This window comes from Rhodococcus sp. (in: high G+C Gram-positive bacteria), from assembly GCF_049591685.1.
Lineage (GTDB): Bacteria > Actinomycetota > Actinomycetes > Mycobacteriales > Mycobacteriaceae > Rhodococcoides.
Genome location: NZ_JBAWFH010000173.1, coordinates 15,611 through 31,857 on the forward strand (window position 1 = coordinate 15,611; position 16,247 = coordinate 31,857).

The window sequence follows — 16,247 nt, forward strand, 5'->3', positions numbered from 1 at the left end:
ACCGTTTCGGTTCGGTCAACAGACCAATCGAGTAGCATCGACGCATGGCTCTCGGTGTCGACTATGCCCAGCAGGACTGCTCGCTCGCGCGTGCGCTCGAACTGGTCGGTGAACGGTGGACGCTGCTGATCATCCGCGATTCTCTGTTCGGAGTCAGGAGGTTTTCGGATTTCCAGACCCACCTGGACATGTCGAAAGCTGTTCTGACGCAACGGTTAGCTGCGCTCGTCGACGCCGGACTCCTCGAACGCGTTCCGCACGGGGGCCGCGAAGAATACGTTCCCACACGCGCTCTCGAAGACCTGTGGCCCGCGATCTACGCGCTCAGCGAGTGGGGCGGAAAGCAGGCGCCCGCGCCCGGTGGGTCGCGTCGAGAATTTATGCATGCCGACTGCGGCAACTTGCTCGACCGAACGGGCAGCTGCCCCGCGTGCGGCGTCGTCCCCGACCCCTGCGACGTCGCGATGAGGCCGGGCCCGGGAATCGGCCCGGCCGTGCGGCCGAACGCAGTGTCGAAAGCCCTGCGCTCGCCGCGACGACTTCTCGAACCGATCAGGTAGGGACGTTCGCGCCGTAACCGAGATCGGTCAACGCCGCCTTGATCGTGGCCGCGGCCTCGTCCAGCGATTCCGGTGACGGATTCGGATCGGCGCGCGAGATGTCGAAGTTGCCCATGTCGTACGCCGGAAACACGTGCAGATGCAGATGCGGAACTTCGAGGCCGGCAATGAGGAATCCGGCGCGGGGTGCGTCGAAACCCGCTTTGACGGCCTGACCGACCTTTTGTGCCACGGACGTGAGCTGTCCGAACACTGCGCCGTCGACGTCCTGCCACTGATCGATCTCCTCGCGCGGAACGATCAAGGTGTGGCCCTGCGTGACCGGTGCGATGGTCAGAAATCCGACTGTCTTCTCGTCCTCCCATACGAATCGTCCTGGAATGTCGCCGCTGATGATCTTGCTGAACACGGATGCCATGACCCCAGCCTAAGCGGCACACAGCGAACTGCCAGCCGGGACGCAGCGTGGTCGCAGCCGCAGCAGCGAATCTCGATGCCATGACAAAGGAACTCCTCGCCGACCGGAGCGGGTCCGGTTCGGTTGCCGCAGCCACCATCGAGGTGGTCGTACCCGTCTACAACGAACAAGCCGACCTCGAGCAGTGCATCCGGCGTTTACACGCCCACTTGAACGGCAACTTCCCGTTCCGGGCATCGATCACCATCGCCGACAACGCCAGCACCGACGGCACCCTCGCGATCGCGCACCGACTCGCGGGCGACCTCGACGGCGTCCACGTCCACCACCTCGAGGAGAAGGGACGCGGACGATCGTTGAAGGCGGTGTGGCTTTGCTCGACCGCCGACGTCGTGGCCTACATGGATGTCGATCTTTCGACCGACCTCAACGCTTTGATGCCCCTGATCGCCCCGCTGCTGTCGGGGCACTCGGACGTCGCGATCGGCTCCCGGCTCGCCCATTCCTCCCGCGTCGTCCGCGGGGCGAAGCGCGAATTAATCTCTCGCAGTTACAACCTCATCCTCCGCGGCGCACTGCGAGCGCACTTCTCCGACGCCCAATGCGGGTTCAAGGCCATGCGCACCGACGTCGCGCGGCGACTGCTGCCGATGGTGCAGGACACCGGGTGGTTCTTCGACACCGAACTGCTCGTCATCGCCGAGAAGGCCAGGCTGCGCATCCACGAAGTGCCCGTCGACTGGGTGGACGACCCGGACAGCAGCGTCGACATCGTCGACACCGCGCTGAAGGATCTACGAGGGTGCTGGCGGGTCGGCCGCGCACTGGCGTCGGGCGCACTGCCCGTCGCCGAACTCCGGTCGAGTCTCGGACGGGAGCCGCTCGTGCCGGGAGTACCGCACGGCATGGTCGGGCAACTCGTGCGTTTCGCGATCATCGGCGTCGCGAGCACCATTGCGTACGCCCTGCTGTATGTGGTGTTGCACCCACTGGTCGGCGCGCAAGCCGCGAACTTCCTCGGCCTGCTCGTCACCGCGGTGCTCAACACAGCAGCCAACCGGGCCTTCACGTTCGGAGTCCGCGGACCCGAGAACGTCGGCAAGCATCAACTGCAAGGGCTGGTGATCTTCGGCATCGCGCTCGCCGTCACCAGTGGCTCCCTGGTGGTGCTGCACGCCGCAGCACCGACAGCGTCCCACCACGTCGAACTCGCTGTCCTCGTCGCAGCCAACCTCGTCGCCACCGTGTGCCGCTTCGTCGCACTTCGGTGGGTCTTCCGTAGTCAGCCCACTCGTACCGCTCGAGGAGTTACCGAATGACCACCCTGATAGAACGGACCTCGGCGTCCGCCTCACCCGAGCCCGATGCGGGCCGCAGGTGGGAATGGGCAGGCCTCGGTGCCCTGCTCGTCGGAACTGCGATCGCCTACATCTGGGGCCTGGGTGCGTCGGGATGGGCCAACTCCTTCTATGCCGCTGCGGTGCAGGCCGGTTCGGTGTCGTGGAAGGCGTTCTTCTTCGGCTCGTCCGACGCGGCCAACGCCATCACCGTCGACAAGCCACCGATGTCACTGTGGCTCATGGCGTTATCGGTTCGAGCGTTCGGCCTCAGCTCCTGGGCGATGCTCATCCCGCAGGCACTGCTGGGCGTCGGATCCGTGGCGCTGCTGTGGGCGACGATTCGACGCCAGTTCGGCGCGGCCGCAGGACTTCTCGCAGGTCTAACTTTCGCGGTCACACCCGTTGCGGCCCTGATGTTCCGGTTCAACAATCCCGACGCGCTGCTCGTGCTGCTCATGATCGCGGCCGTATGGGCATCGATGCGTGCAGTCGAAAGCGGGAGAACGAACTGGCTGCTGCTCACCGGCATGTTCGTCGGGTTCGGATTCCTCACCAAGCAGCTGCAGGTCATGCTTGTGGTTCCGCCGATCGCGCTGATGTACATAGTCGCCGGCCCGCCGAAGGTCGTGAAGCGGTTCGGGCAATTGTTCGCGGCGTTGGGTGCTGCCATCGTCTCAGCTGGATGGTGGCTGCTCGCCGTCGAACTGTGGCCCGAATCGTCGAGGCCGTGGATCGGCGGATCTCAGAACAACTCCATCCTCGAGTTGACGCTGGGATACAACGGACTGGGCCGGCTCAGCGGCAACGAAACCGGCAGCGTCACGCCTGGCGGCGGGGGAGCCGGCGCGGGCGGTGGCATGTGGGGCGAAACCGGAATCACCCGCATGTTCGACGCATCCCAGGGCGGTCAGATCGCCTGGCTGATCCCGTCGGCACTGATACTGATGGCGCTCGGCATCGCGCTCCGTGGACGGGTGCGGCGCACGGATCCCCAGCGGGCGGCGCTGGTCGTGTGGGGTCTGTGGCTTCTCGTCACGGCCTTGACGTTCAGCTTCATGGCAGGCATCTTCCACTCGTACTACACGGTCGCTCTGTCGCCCGCAATTGCTGCGCTGATCGGCGCGGGCGGCGTGCTGGCCTGGCGTAGCCGATCCCGATTGTGGGTGCGAGTCGTCATGACACTGGCGCTGGTCGCTGCAGTGGCGATGTCGTGGGTTCTGCTGGGCCGCAGCGCGGACTTCGTGCCGTGGCTCCGCTGGGCAATGGTTGTGGTGGGCATCATCTCGGCCGCGCTGGTGATGATCCCGGCCATGACTCGCGGAAAGATGACTGCGGCAACCGTTCTCGCCGTCGTGTTCACCGGACTCGCCGGACCGACCGCGTACGCACTCGACACGGTTGCCACCCCGCACACCGGCTCGATCGTCAGCGCCGGGCCCTCCACCGGCGCGGGTGGGCCGGGCGGTATGGGTGGTATGGGTGGTGGACGCCCGGACGATGCGGGCGGGCCGGGTTCCATGCGTGCAGGCCAGATGCCCACGGGTGCCGAACGCGGCGCAATGGGCGGGGCAGGCGGAGGTTTGCTCAGTGGCAGCGAGCCTACTGATGCCGTCGCCTTGCTCCTCGAAACCGACGCGGACTCGTACACGTGGGTTGCCGCGGCCATCGGCTCGAACAGTGCATCGGGCTACCAGTTGGCCACCGAACAACCCGTCATGGCGATCGGCGGTTTCAACGGCACCGACCCGTCGCCGACGCTGGCCGAGTTCCAGCAATACGTCGTCGACGGGCAGATTCACTGGTTCATCGCAGGCGGCGGAATGGGCGGCGGAAACGCGGGCACATCCGCCGAGATCAGCCAGTGGGTCACAGACAACTACGCGGCAACCACGGTGGACGGTGTGACGATGTACGACCTGACCGCGTGAGGTGTTTCGCTCACGGTTGTTTCGCTCACGGTGGGTGGAGCCGATACCCTTACCCACTGTGCGCGTACTCGTCATAGGTTCCGGTGCTCGTGAGCACGCCCTCCTCCTTGCGCTCGGCAAGGACCCGAAGGTCAGCAAGCTGCTGATCGCCCCGGGCAATGCAGGCACGGCGACGCTCGCCGAGCAGCACTCGGTGGACGTGGCCTCCGGTGAAGCCGTCACCGAGCTCGCCCGCAAGGTCGAAGCGGACCTCGTGGTCATCGGACCCGAGGTCCCGCTCGTCCTCGGCGTCGCCGATGCGCTCCGGGAGGCGGGAATCGCCACGTTCGGCCCGTCCGCCGAGGCTGCGCGAATCGAAGGGTCCAAGGCGTTCGCCAAGGACGTCATGGCAGCAGCGGGTGTCCGCACGGCGCACAGCGAAGTGGTGGACACGCCCGCCAAGCTCGACCAGGCGCTCGACCGGTTCGGCCCCAACTGGGTCGTCAAGGACGACGGCCTGGCAGCGGGCAAGGGCGTCGTCGTCACCACCGATCGGCTCGTGGCGCGCGATCACGCCGCCGAGCTGCTCGAAACCGGTCATCCCGTGTTGCTCGAATCGTTCCTCGACGGACCCGAGGTGTCGCTGTTCTGCCTCGTCGACGGCGACACGGTGGTTCCACTGCTACCGGCGCAGGATCACAAGCGCGTCGGCGACGGCGACACCGGCCCCAACACCGGCGGTATGGGCGCGTACACCCCGCTGCCCTGGCTGCCCGATGCTCTGGTCCAGCAGATCGTCAGCGAGGTCGTCGAACCCGTCGCGGCCGAAATGGTGAAGCGAGGTTGCCCGTTCTCGGGCCTGCTATACGCCGGCTTGGCAATCGGTGCGGCCGGCCCCGCAGTAGTGGAATTCAATTGCCGCTTCGGCGATCCCGAGACGCAAGCCGTGTTGGCTCTGCTCGAATCCCCGCTCGGCGAGGCGCTGTACGCAACCGCGACCGGCACCCTGGCTTCGCTCGAGCCGCTGCAATGGAAGGACGGGTCCGCGGTCACCGTCGTCCTGGCAGCAGAGAACTACCCCGGCCGCCCGCGCACCGGCGACGCAATCATCGGAGCCGAAGCCGAAGGCGTCCTGCATGCAGGCACAGCCGTCAAGGAAGCCGCAGTGGTGTCCGCGGGCGGTCGCGTTCTCAGCGTCGTCGGTATCGGTGCGGATCTCGACGCCGCGCGCGCAGATGCGTACGACAAGATCGCCTCGATCAAGTTGCCGGGCAGTCACTTCCGCACGGATATCGGGTTGGCGGCCTCGGAGGGCAAGATTCGGCTGTAGCTACGGGAATTTCGCACTCCTGTTGCGCCTACGTCGCCGCACCACCGCGACGATCAGATCCGCCACAGCGTCCACGTCGCGGTACACGGTGGCGGCCGAGAATCGCAGTACGAGCCAATCGTCCAACACGATCGCATTCTGCCGGACCCTGTCGTTGTCGAACGGCACAGGGGCGGACGTGGAATTGGCGGCCGTCGATCTCCACGTCCACGCGGGCGCGGTGGCATACAAGGTCGCCGATGCACGGCCCGATCGACGCATCGATCTCCATTCGCACTCCTCGGGCCCGAACCGCCCGGGTCGTACCAACGTTCCGCGGGCGAGCCTGCGACTGATACCGGAACGGCCGACGCCCAGTTCCTCGAGTTGCGCGCATGTGTGAACCCCCATGGGAGAGGACACTGGTCGACGCGTGACCGCAGAACCGACCGGAAACGAGATCTGTGGATAACCGGTAGGCCTGTGGATGAACGAGTTACAGGTCGATCGGCTCGATGCGCGCGCCCGCGCGGAGATCGTCCGGGGTGACCGAGGCAAGTGCGTCGAGGTAGGCCACCGCAAACGATCCCGGCCCGGAAGCGTGTCGGGCAGCGACCTCCGACGCAACCGCGACGTGCACGTGTGCCGAGGTGATTCCGATGAGTGGATTCGGCGCCACGGCGAGGTAGGCGGCCACCAAGCCGGCGAGCGAGCAACCCGTGGTGGTGACCTTGGTGAGCAGAGGGCTACCGCCACTGACCCGAACACCGAGTGGGCCGGACGCACCGCGGCCGACGATGAAGTCGACCGGACCCGACGCCGACACGACATGCGCCGACCCGAGCAGCGCGACGGCTGCGGGCACTGCAGCTTCGGAATCGGAGCCGCTGTCGACGCCGCGGCCGAAGTTGCCGAGCCCTGCGAGCGCGATAATCTCGGAGGCGTTGCCGCGAATCGCGGTGGGGCCAAGCGTCAGCAACTGTGCGGCGATTCCGGTGCGCCAGGGCAGTCCGCCGACGCCCACCGGATCCAGAACCCAGGGTGTGCCGGCCACACCGGCTGCCTCGGCGGCGAGAGTGAACGCCGCGGCGGTGCCGTCGTCGGGGGTGCCGAGGTTGATCAGCACTCCGCCGGCGATGGCCGCGAATCCTGCTGCCTCGTGGACGTTGTCGATGTGCGCGTTGCTCGCGCCCGCGGCAAGAAGGACGTTGGTGACGAAGTTCGCCGAGACGACGTTGGTGAGCGACTGCACCAACGGAGTCGACGAGCGCAGTGCGCTCAACGCATCGGCGACGTCGCCTGGGGTCGGGTGTGTTGTCGGTTCCGCCATGAGCCCAGTGTTCCACGGCGGTTAGCCTCGACACTGTGGTCACCGAGGTAAACAGAGCAGCGTCGACGAGATCGCAGATCGAACCGTTCCACGTGATGGACGTGTTCAAGGCGGCAGCGATCCGCGCCCGAACGCACGGCGACGTGCTGTCCCTCGCAGCCGGGCAGCCGTCGACGCCCGCCCCTGCGCCGGTGCTTCGGGCCACCCGCGACGCTCTCGACGCGCACCTGCTCGGGTACACCGAAACCCTCGGCATCCTGCCGCTCCGCGAAGCTGTTGCCGAGTACCACGCCGCGGAATCGGGCATACCCGTTCACGCCGACGACGTCGTGGTGACCACAGGTTCTTCGGGCGCGTTCACGCTGTTGTTCCTCGCGGCGTTCGACATCGGGGACACCGTCGTCATGGCCCGGCCCGGCTATCCCGCGTACCGCAACACCCTGGCCGCGTTGGGTTGCCGAGTCGTCGAGTTGGACTGCCAGGCAGAGTCGCGATTTCAGCCCACGGTAGCGATGCTCGACGCGCTCCAAGAACCGCCGAAGGGCCTGATCATCGCGAGCCCCGCGAACCCGACGGGCACGATCATCGACGCCGACGAGTTGGCCGCGATCGCGCGCTGGTGCGAAGCCCACGGAACGCTGCTCATCTCCGACGAGATCTACCACGGAATCTCCTACCGCAGCGCGTCCGACGACGTTCGTACGTCGAGTGCCTGGGAAACCTCGCGCGAATCCGTCGTCATCGGATCGGTGTCGAAGTACTTCTCCATGACCGGCTGGCGGCTCGGCTGGATGCTTCTACCCGAGTATTTGCGGCGTGCCGTCGAACGGCTCGCGTCGAACATGACCGTCTGCCCGCCCGCCATCTCTCAGGTGGCAGCAATTGCTGCATTCACGACGGAATCTCGGGCCGAACTCGACGGCCACGTCCGCAGATATGCGGTGAACCGGCAGATCCTGCTCGACGGACTCACCGCCGTTGGCGTCACCGACCTCGCCCCGGCCGACGGGGCCTTCTATGCGTACGCCGACATCGGGCACCTGACGCAGGACTCGCGGACCTGGTGCGAGAACGTGCTGGCCACCACGGGAGTTGCGTTCGCACCCGGCGTCGACTTCGACACCGTGCACGGCAACCACACGGTCAGGTTCTCGTTCGCCGGCACCACCGAGCACGTCGTCGAGGCTTTGGAACGGCTTCGCCCCGTGTTCCAAAAGTGACGTTCCAACCACGTTTTGTGCGCACGGCTGCGGGGGTGCCGGGGCGGGGTCAGAGTCGGGCGAGCACTTCCCGGATGTCGGCGTCGGAGACATCGCGATGCGTCACGAAGCGGACCCGGCCCGCGACCGTCACGGCCGCTACTCCGACGGCAGCGAGTTCGGCCACGGCTGCACCGGGGTCTTCGCTGGACGCCAGCACGATGTTGGTCTGCGGTTCGTCGACGGTCCACCCGCGCTCACGCAGACCGTCTGCGAGTAGGCGGGCATTGGCGTGGTCGACCGCGAGCGCGTCGAGGTTGTCCAGCGCCACCAGCCCTGCTGCCGCCAGTACACCGCCCTGCCGGACCCCACCGCCGAGCATCTTTCTGATCCGCCTGGCTTCGGTGATCCGTTCGCGGTCGGACGCGAGAACCGAACCGACGGGTGCGCCGAGTCCCTTGCTCAGGCAGACCTGGACGGTGTCGGCGCCCCGGGTGAGGTCGGCAACCGGAACCCCAAGGGCGACAGCCGCATTCCACACGCGGGCACCGTCGAGGTGAACGAGTAGATTCACTCCGCGCGCCGCGTTCAGCAGCCCGCTCCACTCGGCGGCATCGAACACTGCGCCCCCGGCGAAGTTGTGCGAGTTCTCCAGGCAGAGCAGGCGCGGATGCAACGTGAAGTACGGCCCCGAACCCGAAGCAGCTCCGATTGCGCGGGGCGTCGGCCGACCGGGGCCCGCATCGTGCGGAAGGATCTGCGGCATGCCCTGCGCGAGCCAGGCAGCGGTGCCGAGTTCCGAACCGAGCACGTGCGCATGCTCCGGCGCGAGAAATGCGTCGCCGCGACGTAGGTGCATCATCAAAGCGATCATGTTGCCCATCGACCCTGTCGGCGTCCACAGCGCCGCCTCGTACCCCAGCATCGACGCCACCCGCTCCTCGAGCGCAGCCATCGTCGGATCGTGATCGAGGACGTCGTCACCCACCTCCGCCTCCGCCATCGCACGACGCATGGCAGCATCCGGCCGGGTGACTGTGTCGGAGCGAAGATCAATAGTTCGATGAGCCATGCCCTCCACGATTTCACACGGCCGAATGCCCCGTTTCCCTCAGACGGACCGGGCTCGGCTGGCACGATGTGTCCAATGTCCGCAGGCACCGTCGGTCCGCCGCACAAGGCGTCGGGCGCAACTCCGAAAGGAGAGCGTCGCCGCCATGCGTTGGCATGCGCCGCAGCGGACCTGCTCGTCGAGGGCGGCTTCGACGCCGTACGACACCGCGCCGTCGCTGCGCGCGCCGAACTCCCACTGGCATCGACCACGTACTACTTCGAATCGCTCGACGACCTCATCGCCTGCGCCGTCGAAGTGGTCGGCAACCGAGAACTCGAGGTCATGCGCGGCCGCATCGACGCTCTCGGCGACCTCGCAGACGACGTGAACTCGACCGTCGACCTCATCGTCGGAATGCTCGTGGGACCACAGGACGACGTCGACGGTGGCCGAGAAAAGCTCATCGCCCGGTACGAACGGTTCATCGCCTCCGCACGGCACCCCCAACTCCGCGAAGTCCAGTTGCGGCTCCGCGCCCTTACGGACGACATGCTCACCGACGTCCTCCGCAGATCCGGCCGCACCGTGCACGAACAGCAACTTCGCCGACTCGTCGCCGTCGTCGACGGTGCCGTCGTCGGCGCCCTCGGGGAAGTCGACCCCGAACCGCGAGCCATGGCCGCAGCCATGCTCACCGAGGTCATCGACGTCGTCGCCCCCATGACCCGAGGCAGTCACTAACCGGGTCGTTCCGCCTCCCTCCGCCCGGCACGTAAACTGAACCCCCGTGACCATTCCGAATGTCCTTGCCACCCGTTACGCGAGCCCCGAACTGGTGGACCTCTGGTCTCCGGAACACAAGATCGTCCTCGAACGCCAGCTGTGGATCGCCGTGCTCAAGGCGCAGGCCGGCCTTGGCGTCGACGTTCCCGCGTCCGCCGTCGACGACTACGAAGCCGTCATCGACCAGGTCGACCTCGCCTCCATCGCCGAGCGCGAGCGCGTCACCCGGCACGACGTCAAAGCACGCATCGAAGAGTTCAACGCCCTCGCCGGGCACGAACACATCCACAAGGGTCTGACGAGTCGCGACCTCACCGAGAACGTCGAGCAACTGCAAATCCTGCGTTCGCTGCAGCATGTGCACGCCCACGGTGTCGCCGTCGCTGCACGGTTGGCCGAGCGCGCCGCCGAATACTCCTCGCTGGTGATGGCCGGGCGCAGCCACAATGTCGCAGCCCAGGCAACCACCCTCGGCAAGCGTTTCGCCTCCGCCGCCGACGAACTGCTCATCGCACTCGGACGGGTGCAGGAGCTCATCGCTCGCTACCCGTTGCGCGGCATCAAGGGCCCGATGGGTACCGCTCAGGACATGCTCGATCTGTTCGGGGGAGACGCGGGCAAGCTCACCGCACTCGAGCGCATCGTCGCCGACCACCTCGGTTTCCGTCACGTGCTCACGAGCGTCGGCCAGGTCTATCCGCGTTCCCTCGACCACGAGGTCGTCTCGGCGCTCGTGCAGTTGGGTGCTGCTCCGTCGTCGTTCGCGCATACCGTCCGACTGATGGCGGGCCACGAACTCGTCACCGAGGGCTTCCAGCCGGGCCAGGTCGGTTCGTCCGCCATGCCGCACAAGATGAACACCCGCTCGTGCGAACGCGTCAACGGGCTACAGGTCGTGCTGCGCGGTTATGGATCCATGGCCGCCGAACTCGCCGGGGCGCAGTGGAACGAGGGCGACGTGTTCTGCTCGGTGGTGCGCCGTGTCGCTCTGCCCGACGCGTTCTTCGCCATCGACGGCATGATCGAGACGTTCCTGACCGTGCTCGACGAGTTCGGTGCGTACCCGGCCGTCATCGCGAAGGAGCTGCAGAGGTACCTGCCGTTCCTCGCTACCACCAAGGTGCTGATGGCGTCGGTTCGCGCCGGGGTCGGCCGCGAAACCGCTCACGAGGCGATCAAGGAACACGCGGTGGCCGTCGCGTTGGCGATGCGTGAGCAGGGGCAGGAGCCGGATCTGATCGATCGCCTGGCCGCCGACGATCGCATTCCGCTCGACCGCGCGGGCCTCGAGGCCGCCCTCGCCGACAAGTCGGCCTTCATCGGATCGGCAGAGGCGCAGGTCGCGGCCGTCGTGTCCGAGGTCGAGAACCTTCTCGAGCGTTTCCCGGGCGGCGCGTCGTACTCGCCGTCACCGATTCTCTAGAAGCTCCGGAAGGTCGGCAACCGAGCCGATGACGTGGTTCGGTTGCAATCCGAACTCCTTCTTCGCTCGGCGGTCGAGCACGTCCTGCCGAAACTTGCCGGTGCGCACGAGCACCCCGGTCATGCCGACGACCTGGGCGGCGAGCACGTCGTTGTCCAGGTCGTCGCCGATCATGAGAACGTCGACGGGGTCGGCGCCCATGCGTTCGGTGGCGGTCAGAAAACCCAGCGGGGCGGGCTTACCGATGGCTTTCGCGGTGTGGCCCGACGCCTTCTCCATCCCCGCGAGGTACATGCCGGTGTCGATGCGCAGGCCCGCGCCGGTGGTCCACATCAGGCTGCGGTGCATCGCGACGACGGGCACTCCTCGGCACAGCCAGTCGTACACCCGGCTGAGGCGCTCGTGCGTGAACTCCGGGCCCGCACCGCCGATGACCACGACGTCGGGATCGTCGGCCGATTCGTCGACGAAGTCGATTCCCGGCATGTCGGCGACGATGTCCCCGTTGTTGATCAACACGGTGCGGGCGTCCGGGTAGCGCTCCCTCAGATGATCCGCGGTGAGCGACGCCGCGGTGACGATCTCGTCGGCGTGTACCGGCATGCCGACTTCGGTCAACGCCTCGGCGATCTGGGATCGGGTTTTGGACGTGGTGTTGGTGAGAAACGCCCGCGCGATGTCCTTGCTGTCGAGGTAGTCCAACGCTTCGGCGGCACCGGGCACAGGCTTCCAAGACGTCACAAGGACACCGTCGATGTCGAAGAGGACCCCACGGATTGACACCATGGGCAGACCTTAGTCGCGGGTCGCGCACGGCGCAGTTTCAGTGTTCGCGGTGTCTCCCTCTCGCACCCCGCTCTCGCGCCTAGGCTCTTGGCCTGTGAACCCCTACACGATTTTTGCCGAGATCATTGCCGGGACCGCCGACGCTTCGCGCGTTCACGAGGACGACACAGCGATCGCGTTCATGGACATCAGGCCTCTCACCGCAGGTCACGTGCTGGTGGTCCCCAAACAGCAGTATCGGACGCTGGCTGAGTTGCCTCCGGAGGTCGGCGCGCATCTGTTCGTCGTCGGGCAGAAAGTAGCTGCCGCTGTGCGAGCGAGTAATCCGCGTGTCGCCGGAGTAAACTTGTTCCTCGCAGACGGCACGGTGGCAGGCCAGGAAATCTTCCACGTCCATCTGCACGTCATCCCGCGCATGATCGGCGACGGATTCGGACTGCGGGCTCGCCCATCGTCGCCGCAGCGATCCGAACTCGACCGGGTGGCTGCAGAGATCGCAGCCGCGCTGGTGTGATCAGCTGGTTTTGCCTGCGGCGTCCAGTTGCGGCTCGATTCGTCCCAGCGAGTACGTGACGCTGGCCTTGGACGGGGTGTTGAATCCGACGACGGTGGCGTAGTCCACGACGGAGAGGGCTCCGCTTCGTACCGAAGGTAGCGAGCCGAATCCCGGGAGAGCATCGAGATCTTCGCGTGTGCCACCGTTGGGCAGCACGATTGCCAGGTCGGCGGTGAGGACCTCCACGCGTTCGGGACTCAACATGAGTCGACCGTTCTTGACGTCGGGTAGTGCTACCAAGTCCGCGGGCAAGGTCATTCCGAGGCTCGAAAAGACCGATGAGGCACCATCTTCGGGGTCGACGACAACTGCGAGTTGTTGATTCGCCACGATGTATTGCGAAAGGACCGCAGTCTTCCCTGCGAGCCCCGGATGTTCTTCTTTCACCTGGTCGGTGAACATGTTGCCCTCGGCGATGATTCGAGCGGCATCGTCTTCCCGGCCCAAGATTCGTCCCAGTGTGGTGGTCTGAGATTGCCAGGTCTCGACTTTCGCGGCTTTCGGTAGAACCACGGGCGCGATGCTGGAAAGTGCGGTGAACGGAGTGACGTCCCGGACTCCGGAGACGAGAATGAGATCGGGTTCGAGCGCCGCGATCTCTTCGGTCGGTACCGTCGCGCCCGCCTCGGTCGACGCGACATCGAACGACTGCGCTTCGGTGGAAACGTCCTGCTGCCACGGGTAGAGGCCGCGGTCGTCGCCCATCGCGCCTGCGGAGTAATAGCCCACCGGTTCGACGTCGAATTCGGCGAGCGCGTCGAGCCACTGTGAACCGATGGCAACGATGCGCTGGGGAACACCCTCGATGGTGGTTTCACCTGCTACGTGCTCGACCGTGACGCTCTCCGCGCTGGATCGAGCGTCCGTGGTGGGTTCGGTTTCGGTAGCGCAGGCGGTCATGGCTATCGCGACCGTGCAGAGAACGACAGTGCGCCTCGAAGCATGTTTCATCTGCGGAAAATAGCACAGGCTCACCTAATATTGAGGGCTACCTTCTGCGCGAGGCCACCAGCATCACCGAGCCGAACACGAACGTCATTCCGAGAGACCACGCCGCGACGGCGATCAGTGCCCCCGAGTCGACGGTGCCGAGTGCACACCCCCGCATGGCTTCCACCGCTTTCGAGATCGGGTTCGCTTCGGCAATCGGTCGCGCCCAGCCCGGAAGGTCGTCCAGCCTGACGAATCCGGTCGACAGAAACGAGAAGACGAGGAGTGCGGCGTTCAACACCGAATCGACTGCTTCTGCGGATTTCATCCACGACGCAACTGCCAGCATCAACCATGCAAGGCCGAAGCCGTAGACCAACGGAACCATTAGAAACCCGAGGACGTGCAGTGCGCCGGCGTCGGGATGGAACCGAAAGCCGAGCAGGTAGGCGACTGCCGTCACCACAACCGTGGTGACCAGATTTCGCATCAGATCCGCGGTCGCGCGACCCGCAGCCGGAGCCAGCGGTGCCACAGGCAACGTTTGCATTCGATTCTGAAAACCCGAGAAGCGATCGGTATGGGCGGCGATTGCCGTCCCCGACGTCGCGAAGGTGATTCCCATTATGATGAACAACGGAGCGCCGTAATCGATGTACGCGGCGAGCCCTGCTCCGGGCATGACGACATCGGCGAACCCGACGCTGAGGAAGAGCATCAGCACGATCGGTAAGCCGATAGCCGCCAACAGTGTCGTCGGTGATCGATACATCAACGTGAAGGCGCGTCCGGTCATCAACGCGGTGTCGAGGAAAATGGCCGGTCGAGGAACGGCTCTGGTCCCAACGGACGAAGCCGCTTGCCGGACACGGCTCGCAGAGGTGGTCACCGAACCCTCCCGAATGCTCGTGCACCCGCACAGGCACCGACGACGATCAACGCTGCGCACCAGGTGAATGCGATCGCTACGCTCGCCGGCGCGCCCGAAGTGCCGGCGGTCGACAGTGCTCTGAGCCCGTCGGCGACCCGGGTGACCGGTTGCTGTGCGATGACGGGTTCGAGCCAGTCGGGATAAGCGGTGGTGGGCACAAAGCAGTTCGACAACAACAGCAGCGGGTAATAGATCAGCCCGCCGACAGACTGGGCAGTATCGGCTTTGGCCACTGCGTACCCCAACGCCGCATACAGGAGAGACGTTGCCGCACAGAACATCAAAGCCAACAGCACGAATACCACTGCAGCCCCGAAACCGTTCTCGAACCTGAACCCGAGAACGAATCCGACGATCATTAGTACTGCGATGCTGAAGAGGGAACGGATCACTTCGCCCAGGGGCAACGACAACACCGGCGCCGTCCGGGCGACCGGCATCGACCGGAGCCTGCCGATCATCCCGCCGGACGCATCCTCGGCTGCCCACACCGACGCGGACATGGCGCTGAAGAACATGGTTTGAATGACGACGGCAGGAAGCAGGTATTGGGCGTAGTCGATCCCCATTCGCTCCATGGGAATACGGAACACCGCGTAGAAGAGAAGGGTGAAGATCAGCGGCAGCACCAGTGCACCGACGATGGAGGCCGGCCGGCGCGACATCAAACGTACGTGGCGTCCCGCGAGAAGCAACGTGTTCATGTCACTGCCTGAGTTCGGGGTGCGCCGGTCAGTGTCAGGAAGACGTCGTCCAGGCTCGGTTCACGAAACCCGATGTCTGCGACGGAAATATCGTTCTCGTCCAGGAACCGGACGACCTCGACCAGGGTGACGGAACCCGAGGCTGGAATGGTGAGTGCTTCGTCGTCCGGCGTCACCGTCCATCGGGTACCCAAAACCGCACGAGCGCGGTCCCATTCGTCGTCGACACGCACTCGGACGGAGCTGCCGCCGATGCGTGATTTCAGTTCGGACGACGTGCCTGCTGCGATGACTTTCCCGTGGTCGACGACCACTATTTCGTCCGCGAGCTCGTCCGCTTCCGCGAGATACTGGGTGGTGAGCACGATTGTCATGCCCGATGCTTTCAGATCACGCACCATGTCCCATACGGCATTTCGGCTACGGGGATCGAGCCCGGTCGTGGGTTCGTCGAGGAAGAGAACCTTCGGTTGCCCGATCATGGACGCCGCAAGATCGAGCCGACGTTTCATACCGCCGGAGAACGTGCCGCTGCGCCGACCGGCTGCATCGGTCAGTGCGAACTGTTGCAACAGGTGGTCGGCACGCTCGTGGGCACGTCGACGTCCCAGCTTCAGCAGCCGTCCGAACAGAACGAGATTCTCACGCGCCGTGAGGTTGTCGTCCAACGCGGCGAACTGCCCGGTCAGTCCTATTCGCGAACGGACGGCGCCGGGGTCGTCGGTCACGTCGATGCCATCGATTCGAGCGAACCCGCTGTCGGGACGGACGAGAGTCGTCAAAACGTTGATGGTGGTGGTCTTGCCTGCGCCGTTCGGCCCGAGGAGGCCCAGGATCTGCCCCTCGTGGACGGTGAGGTCGACGCTGTCGAGTGCAACGACGTCGCCGTAGACCTTTCCGAGTTGTCGGACGTCGACGATTGGTGTACCGACGATCGGTGTGCTGACGATGGGAGTGCCGGTGGTGACTCGGTCGGACATTCGACTGATGTTAGGTAAGGCTTTACTGTGTGTCCAG

General features: G+C 65.6%; 17 protein-coding genes. 8 read left to right on the top strand and 9 right to left on the bottom strand.

Features of this window, described 5'->3' with window-relative positions; all coding sequences use genetic code 11:
* Nucleotides 1-44: 44 nt before the first annotated feature.
* Nucleotides 45-560 carry a winged helix-turn-helix transcriptional regulator gene (locus WBQ44_RS07405; RefSeq protein ID WP_495566070.1) on the top strand — a complete coding sequence of 172 codons (516 nt, stop codon included), beginning with the start codon at nucleotides 45-47 and terminating at the stop codon, nucleotides 558-560.
* On the opposite strand, the gene WBQ44_RS07410 is transcribed toward WBQ44_RS07405, so the two are convergent.
* Nucleotides 553-978 carry an HIT family protein gene (locus WBQ44_RS07410; protein WP_495566071.1) on the bottom strand — a complete coding sequence of 142 codons (426 nt, stop codon included), beginning with the start codon at nucleotides 976-978 and terminating at the stop codon, nucleotides 553-555. The two genes, WBQ44_RS07405 and WBQ44_RS07410, sit on opposite strands and share 8 nt — an antisense overlap.
* Nucleotides 979-1,058: 80 nt before the next feature.
* Between WBQ44_RS07410 and WBQ44_RS07415 the strand changes: the two genes are divergently transcribed.
* The 3 genes from WBQ44_RS07415 to purD are packed head-to-tail and all read left to right on the top strand — an operon-like array spanning nucleotide 1,059 to nucleotide 5,555.
* Nucleotides 1,059-2,297, top strand: coding sequence for a bifunctional glycosyltransferase family 2/GtrA family protein (locus WBQ44_RS07415; RefSeq protein ID WP_495566072.1), 1,239 nt, complete (start codon nucleotides 1,059-1,061; stop codon nucleotides 2,295-2,297).
* Entirely contained in the window at nucleotides 2,294-4,246 is a 1,953-nt protein-coding gene (locus WBQ44_RS07420) for a glycosyltransferase family 39 protein (protein WP_495566073.1), read from the top strand. The genes WBQ44_RS07415 and WBQ44_RS07420 overlap by 4 nt, the downstream gene beginning before the upstream one ends.
* Before the next feature lie 58 nt (nucleotides 4,247-4,304).
* On the top strand, nucleotides 4,305-5,555 hold the full coding sequence (gene purD / locus WBQ44_RS07425) for a phosphoribosylamine--glycine ligase (RefSeq protein WP_495566074.1): 1,251 nt from the start codon (nucleotides 4,305-4,307) through the stop codon (nucleotides 5,553-5,555).
* On the opposite strand, the gene WBQ44_RS07430 is transcribed toward purD, so the two are convergent.
* Both WBQ44_RS07430 and thiM read right to left on the bottom strand, forming a co-directional pair.
* Nucleotides 5,556-5,945, bottom strand: a complete 390-nt coding sequence (locus tag WBQ44_RS07430) for a putative endonuclease domain-containing protein (RefSeq protein ID WP_495566075.1) — start codon at nucleotides 5,943-5,945, stop codon at nucleotides 5,556-5,558.
* An 85-nt stretch (nucleotides 5,946-6,030) separates the two neighbouring features.
* Entirely contained in the window at nucleotides 6,031-6,864 is an 834-nt protein-coding gene (gene thiM, locus WBQ44_RS07435) for a hydroxyethylthiazole kinase (protein ID WP_495566076.1), read from the bottom strand.
* A gap of 95 nt (nucleotides 6,865-6,959) precedes the next feature.
* On the opposite strand from thiM, the gene WBQ44_RS07440 reads away from it, so the two are divergent.
* The gene (locus WBQ44_RS07440) at nucleotides 6,960-8,084 is read left to right on the top strand and encodes a pyridoxal phosphate-dependent aminotransferase (RefSeq protein WP_495566096.1); all 1,125 of its coding nucleotides are present in this window, start codon (nucleotides 6,960-6,962) and stop codon (nucleotides 8,082-8,084) included.
* 49 nt (nucleotides 8,085-8,133) lie between these two features.
* Here WBQ44_RS07440 and WBQ44_RS07445 read toward each other — a convergent pair whose 3' ends face one another.
* Nucleotides 8,134-9,135 carry a threonine aldolase family protein gene (locus tag WBQ44_RS07445; RefSeq protein ID WP_495566077.1) on the bottom strand — a complete coding sequence of 334 codons (1,002 nt, stop codon included), beginning with the start codon at nucleotides 9,133-9,135 and terminating at the stop codon, nucleotides 8,134-8,136.
* Nucleotides 9,136-9,201: 66 nt separating this feature from the next.
* On the opposite strand from WBQ44_RS07445, the gene WBQ44_RS07450 reads away from it, so the two are divergent.
* Together WBQ44_RS07450 and purB are read left to right on the top strand one after the other, a co-directional pair.
* Nucleotides 9,202-9,858: a TetR/AcrR family transcriptional regulator gene (locus WBQ44_RS07450; RefSeq protein ID WP_495566078.1), complete on the top strand. Its 657-nt coding sequence runs from the start codon at nucleotides 9,202-9,204 to the stop codon at nucleotides 9,856-9,858.
* A gap of 46 nt (nucleotides 9,859-9,904) precedes the next feature.
* Nucleotides 9,905-11,323 (top strand): adenylosuccinate lyase, encoded by a 1,419-nt coding sequence (gene purB / locus WBQ44_RS07455; RefSeq protein WP_495566079.1) that lies wholly within the window; start codon nucleotides 9,905-9,907, stop codon nucleotides 11,321-11,323.
* On the opposite strand, the gene WBQ44_RS07460 is transcribed toward purB, so the two are convergent.
* Nucleotides 11,309-12,106, bottom strand: a complete 798-nt coding sequence (locus WBQ44_RS07460; protein ID WP_495566097.1) for an HAD-IIA family hydrolase — start codon at nucleotides 12,104-12,106, stop codon at nucleotides 11,309-11,311. The two genes, purB and WBQ44_RS07460, sit on opposite strands and share 15 nt — an antisense overlap.
* 97 nt (nucleotides 12,107-12,203) lie before the next feature.
* Between WBQ44_RS07460 and WBQ44_RS07465 the strand changes: the two genes are divergently transcribed.
* Nucleotides 12,204-12,623: an HIT family protein gene (locus WBQ44_RS07465; protein WP_495566080.1), complete on the top strand. Its 420-nt coding sequence runs from the start codon at nucleotides 12,204-12,206 to the stop codon at nucleotides 12,621-12,623.
* Here the strand turns inward: WBQ44_RS07465 and WBQ44_RS07470 are convergent, their stop codons facing one another.
* Genes WBQ44_RS07470 through WBQ44_RS07485 form a run of 4 tightly spaced genes read right to left on the bottom strand, consistent with a single transcriptional unit; the run spans nucleotide 12,624 to nucleotide 16,210 of the window.
* Nucleotides 12,624-13,616, bottom strand: coding sequence for an ABC transporter substrate-binding protein (locus WBQ44_RS07470; protein ID WP_495566081.1), 993 nt, complete (start codon nucleotides 13,614-13,616; stop codon nucleotides 12,624-12,626).
* Between the two features lie 37 nt (nucleotides 13,617-13,653).
* Nucleotides 13,654-14,484 carry an ABC transporter permease gene (locus WBQ44_RS07475; RefSeq protein ID WP_495566082.1) on the bottom strand — a complete coding sequence of 277 codons (831 nt, stop codon included), beginning with the start codon at nucleotides 14,482-14,484 and terminating at the stop codon, nucleotides 13,654-13,656.
* Entirely contained in the window at nucleotides 14,481-15,230 is a 750-nt protein-coding gene (locus tag WBQ44_RS07480; protein ID WP_495566083.1) for an ABC transporter permease, read from the bottom strand. The genes WBQ44_RS07475 and WBQ44_RS07480 overlap by 4 nt, the downstream gene beginning before the upstream one ends.
* Nucleotides 15,227-16,210, bottom strand: a complete 984-nt coding sequence (locus tag WBQ44_RS07485) for an ATP-binding cassette domain-containing protein (protein ID WP_495566084.1) — start codon at nucleotides 16,208-16,210, stop codon at nucleotides 15,227-15,229. Before WBQ44_RS07485 ends, WBQ44_RS07480 begins: the two co-directional genes overlap by 4 nt.
* Nucleotides 16,211-16,247 lie beyond the last annotated feature (37 nt).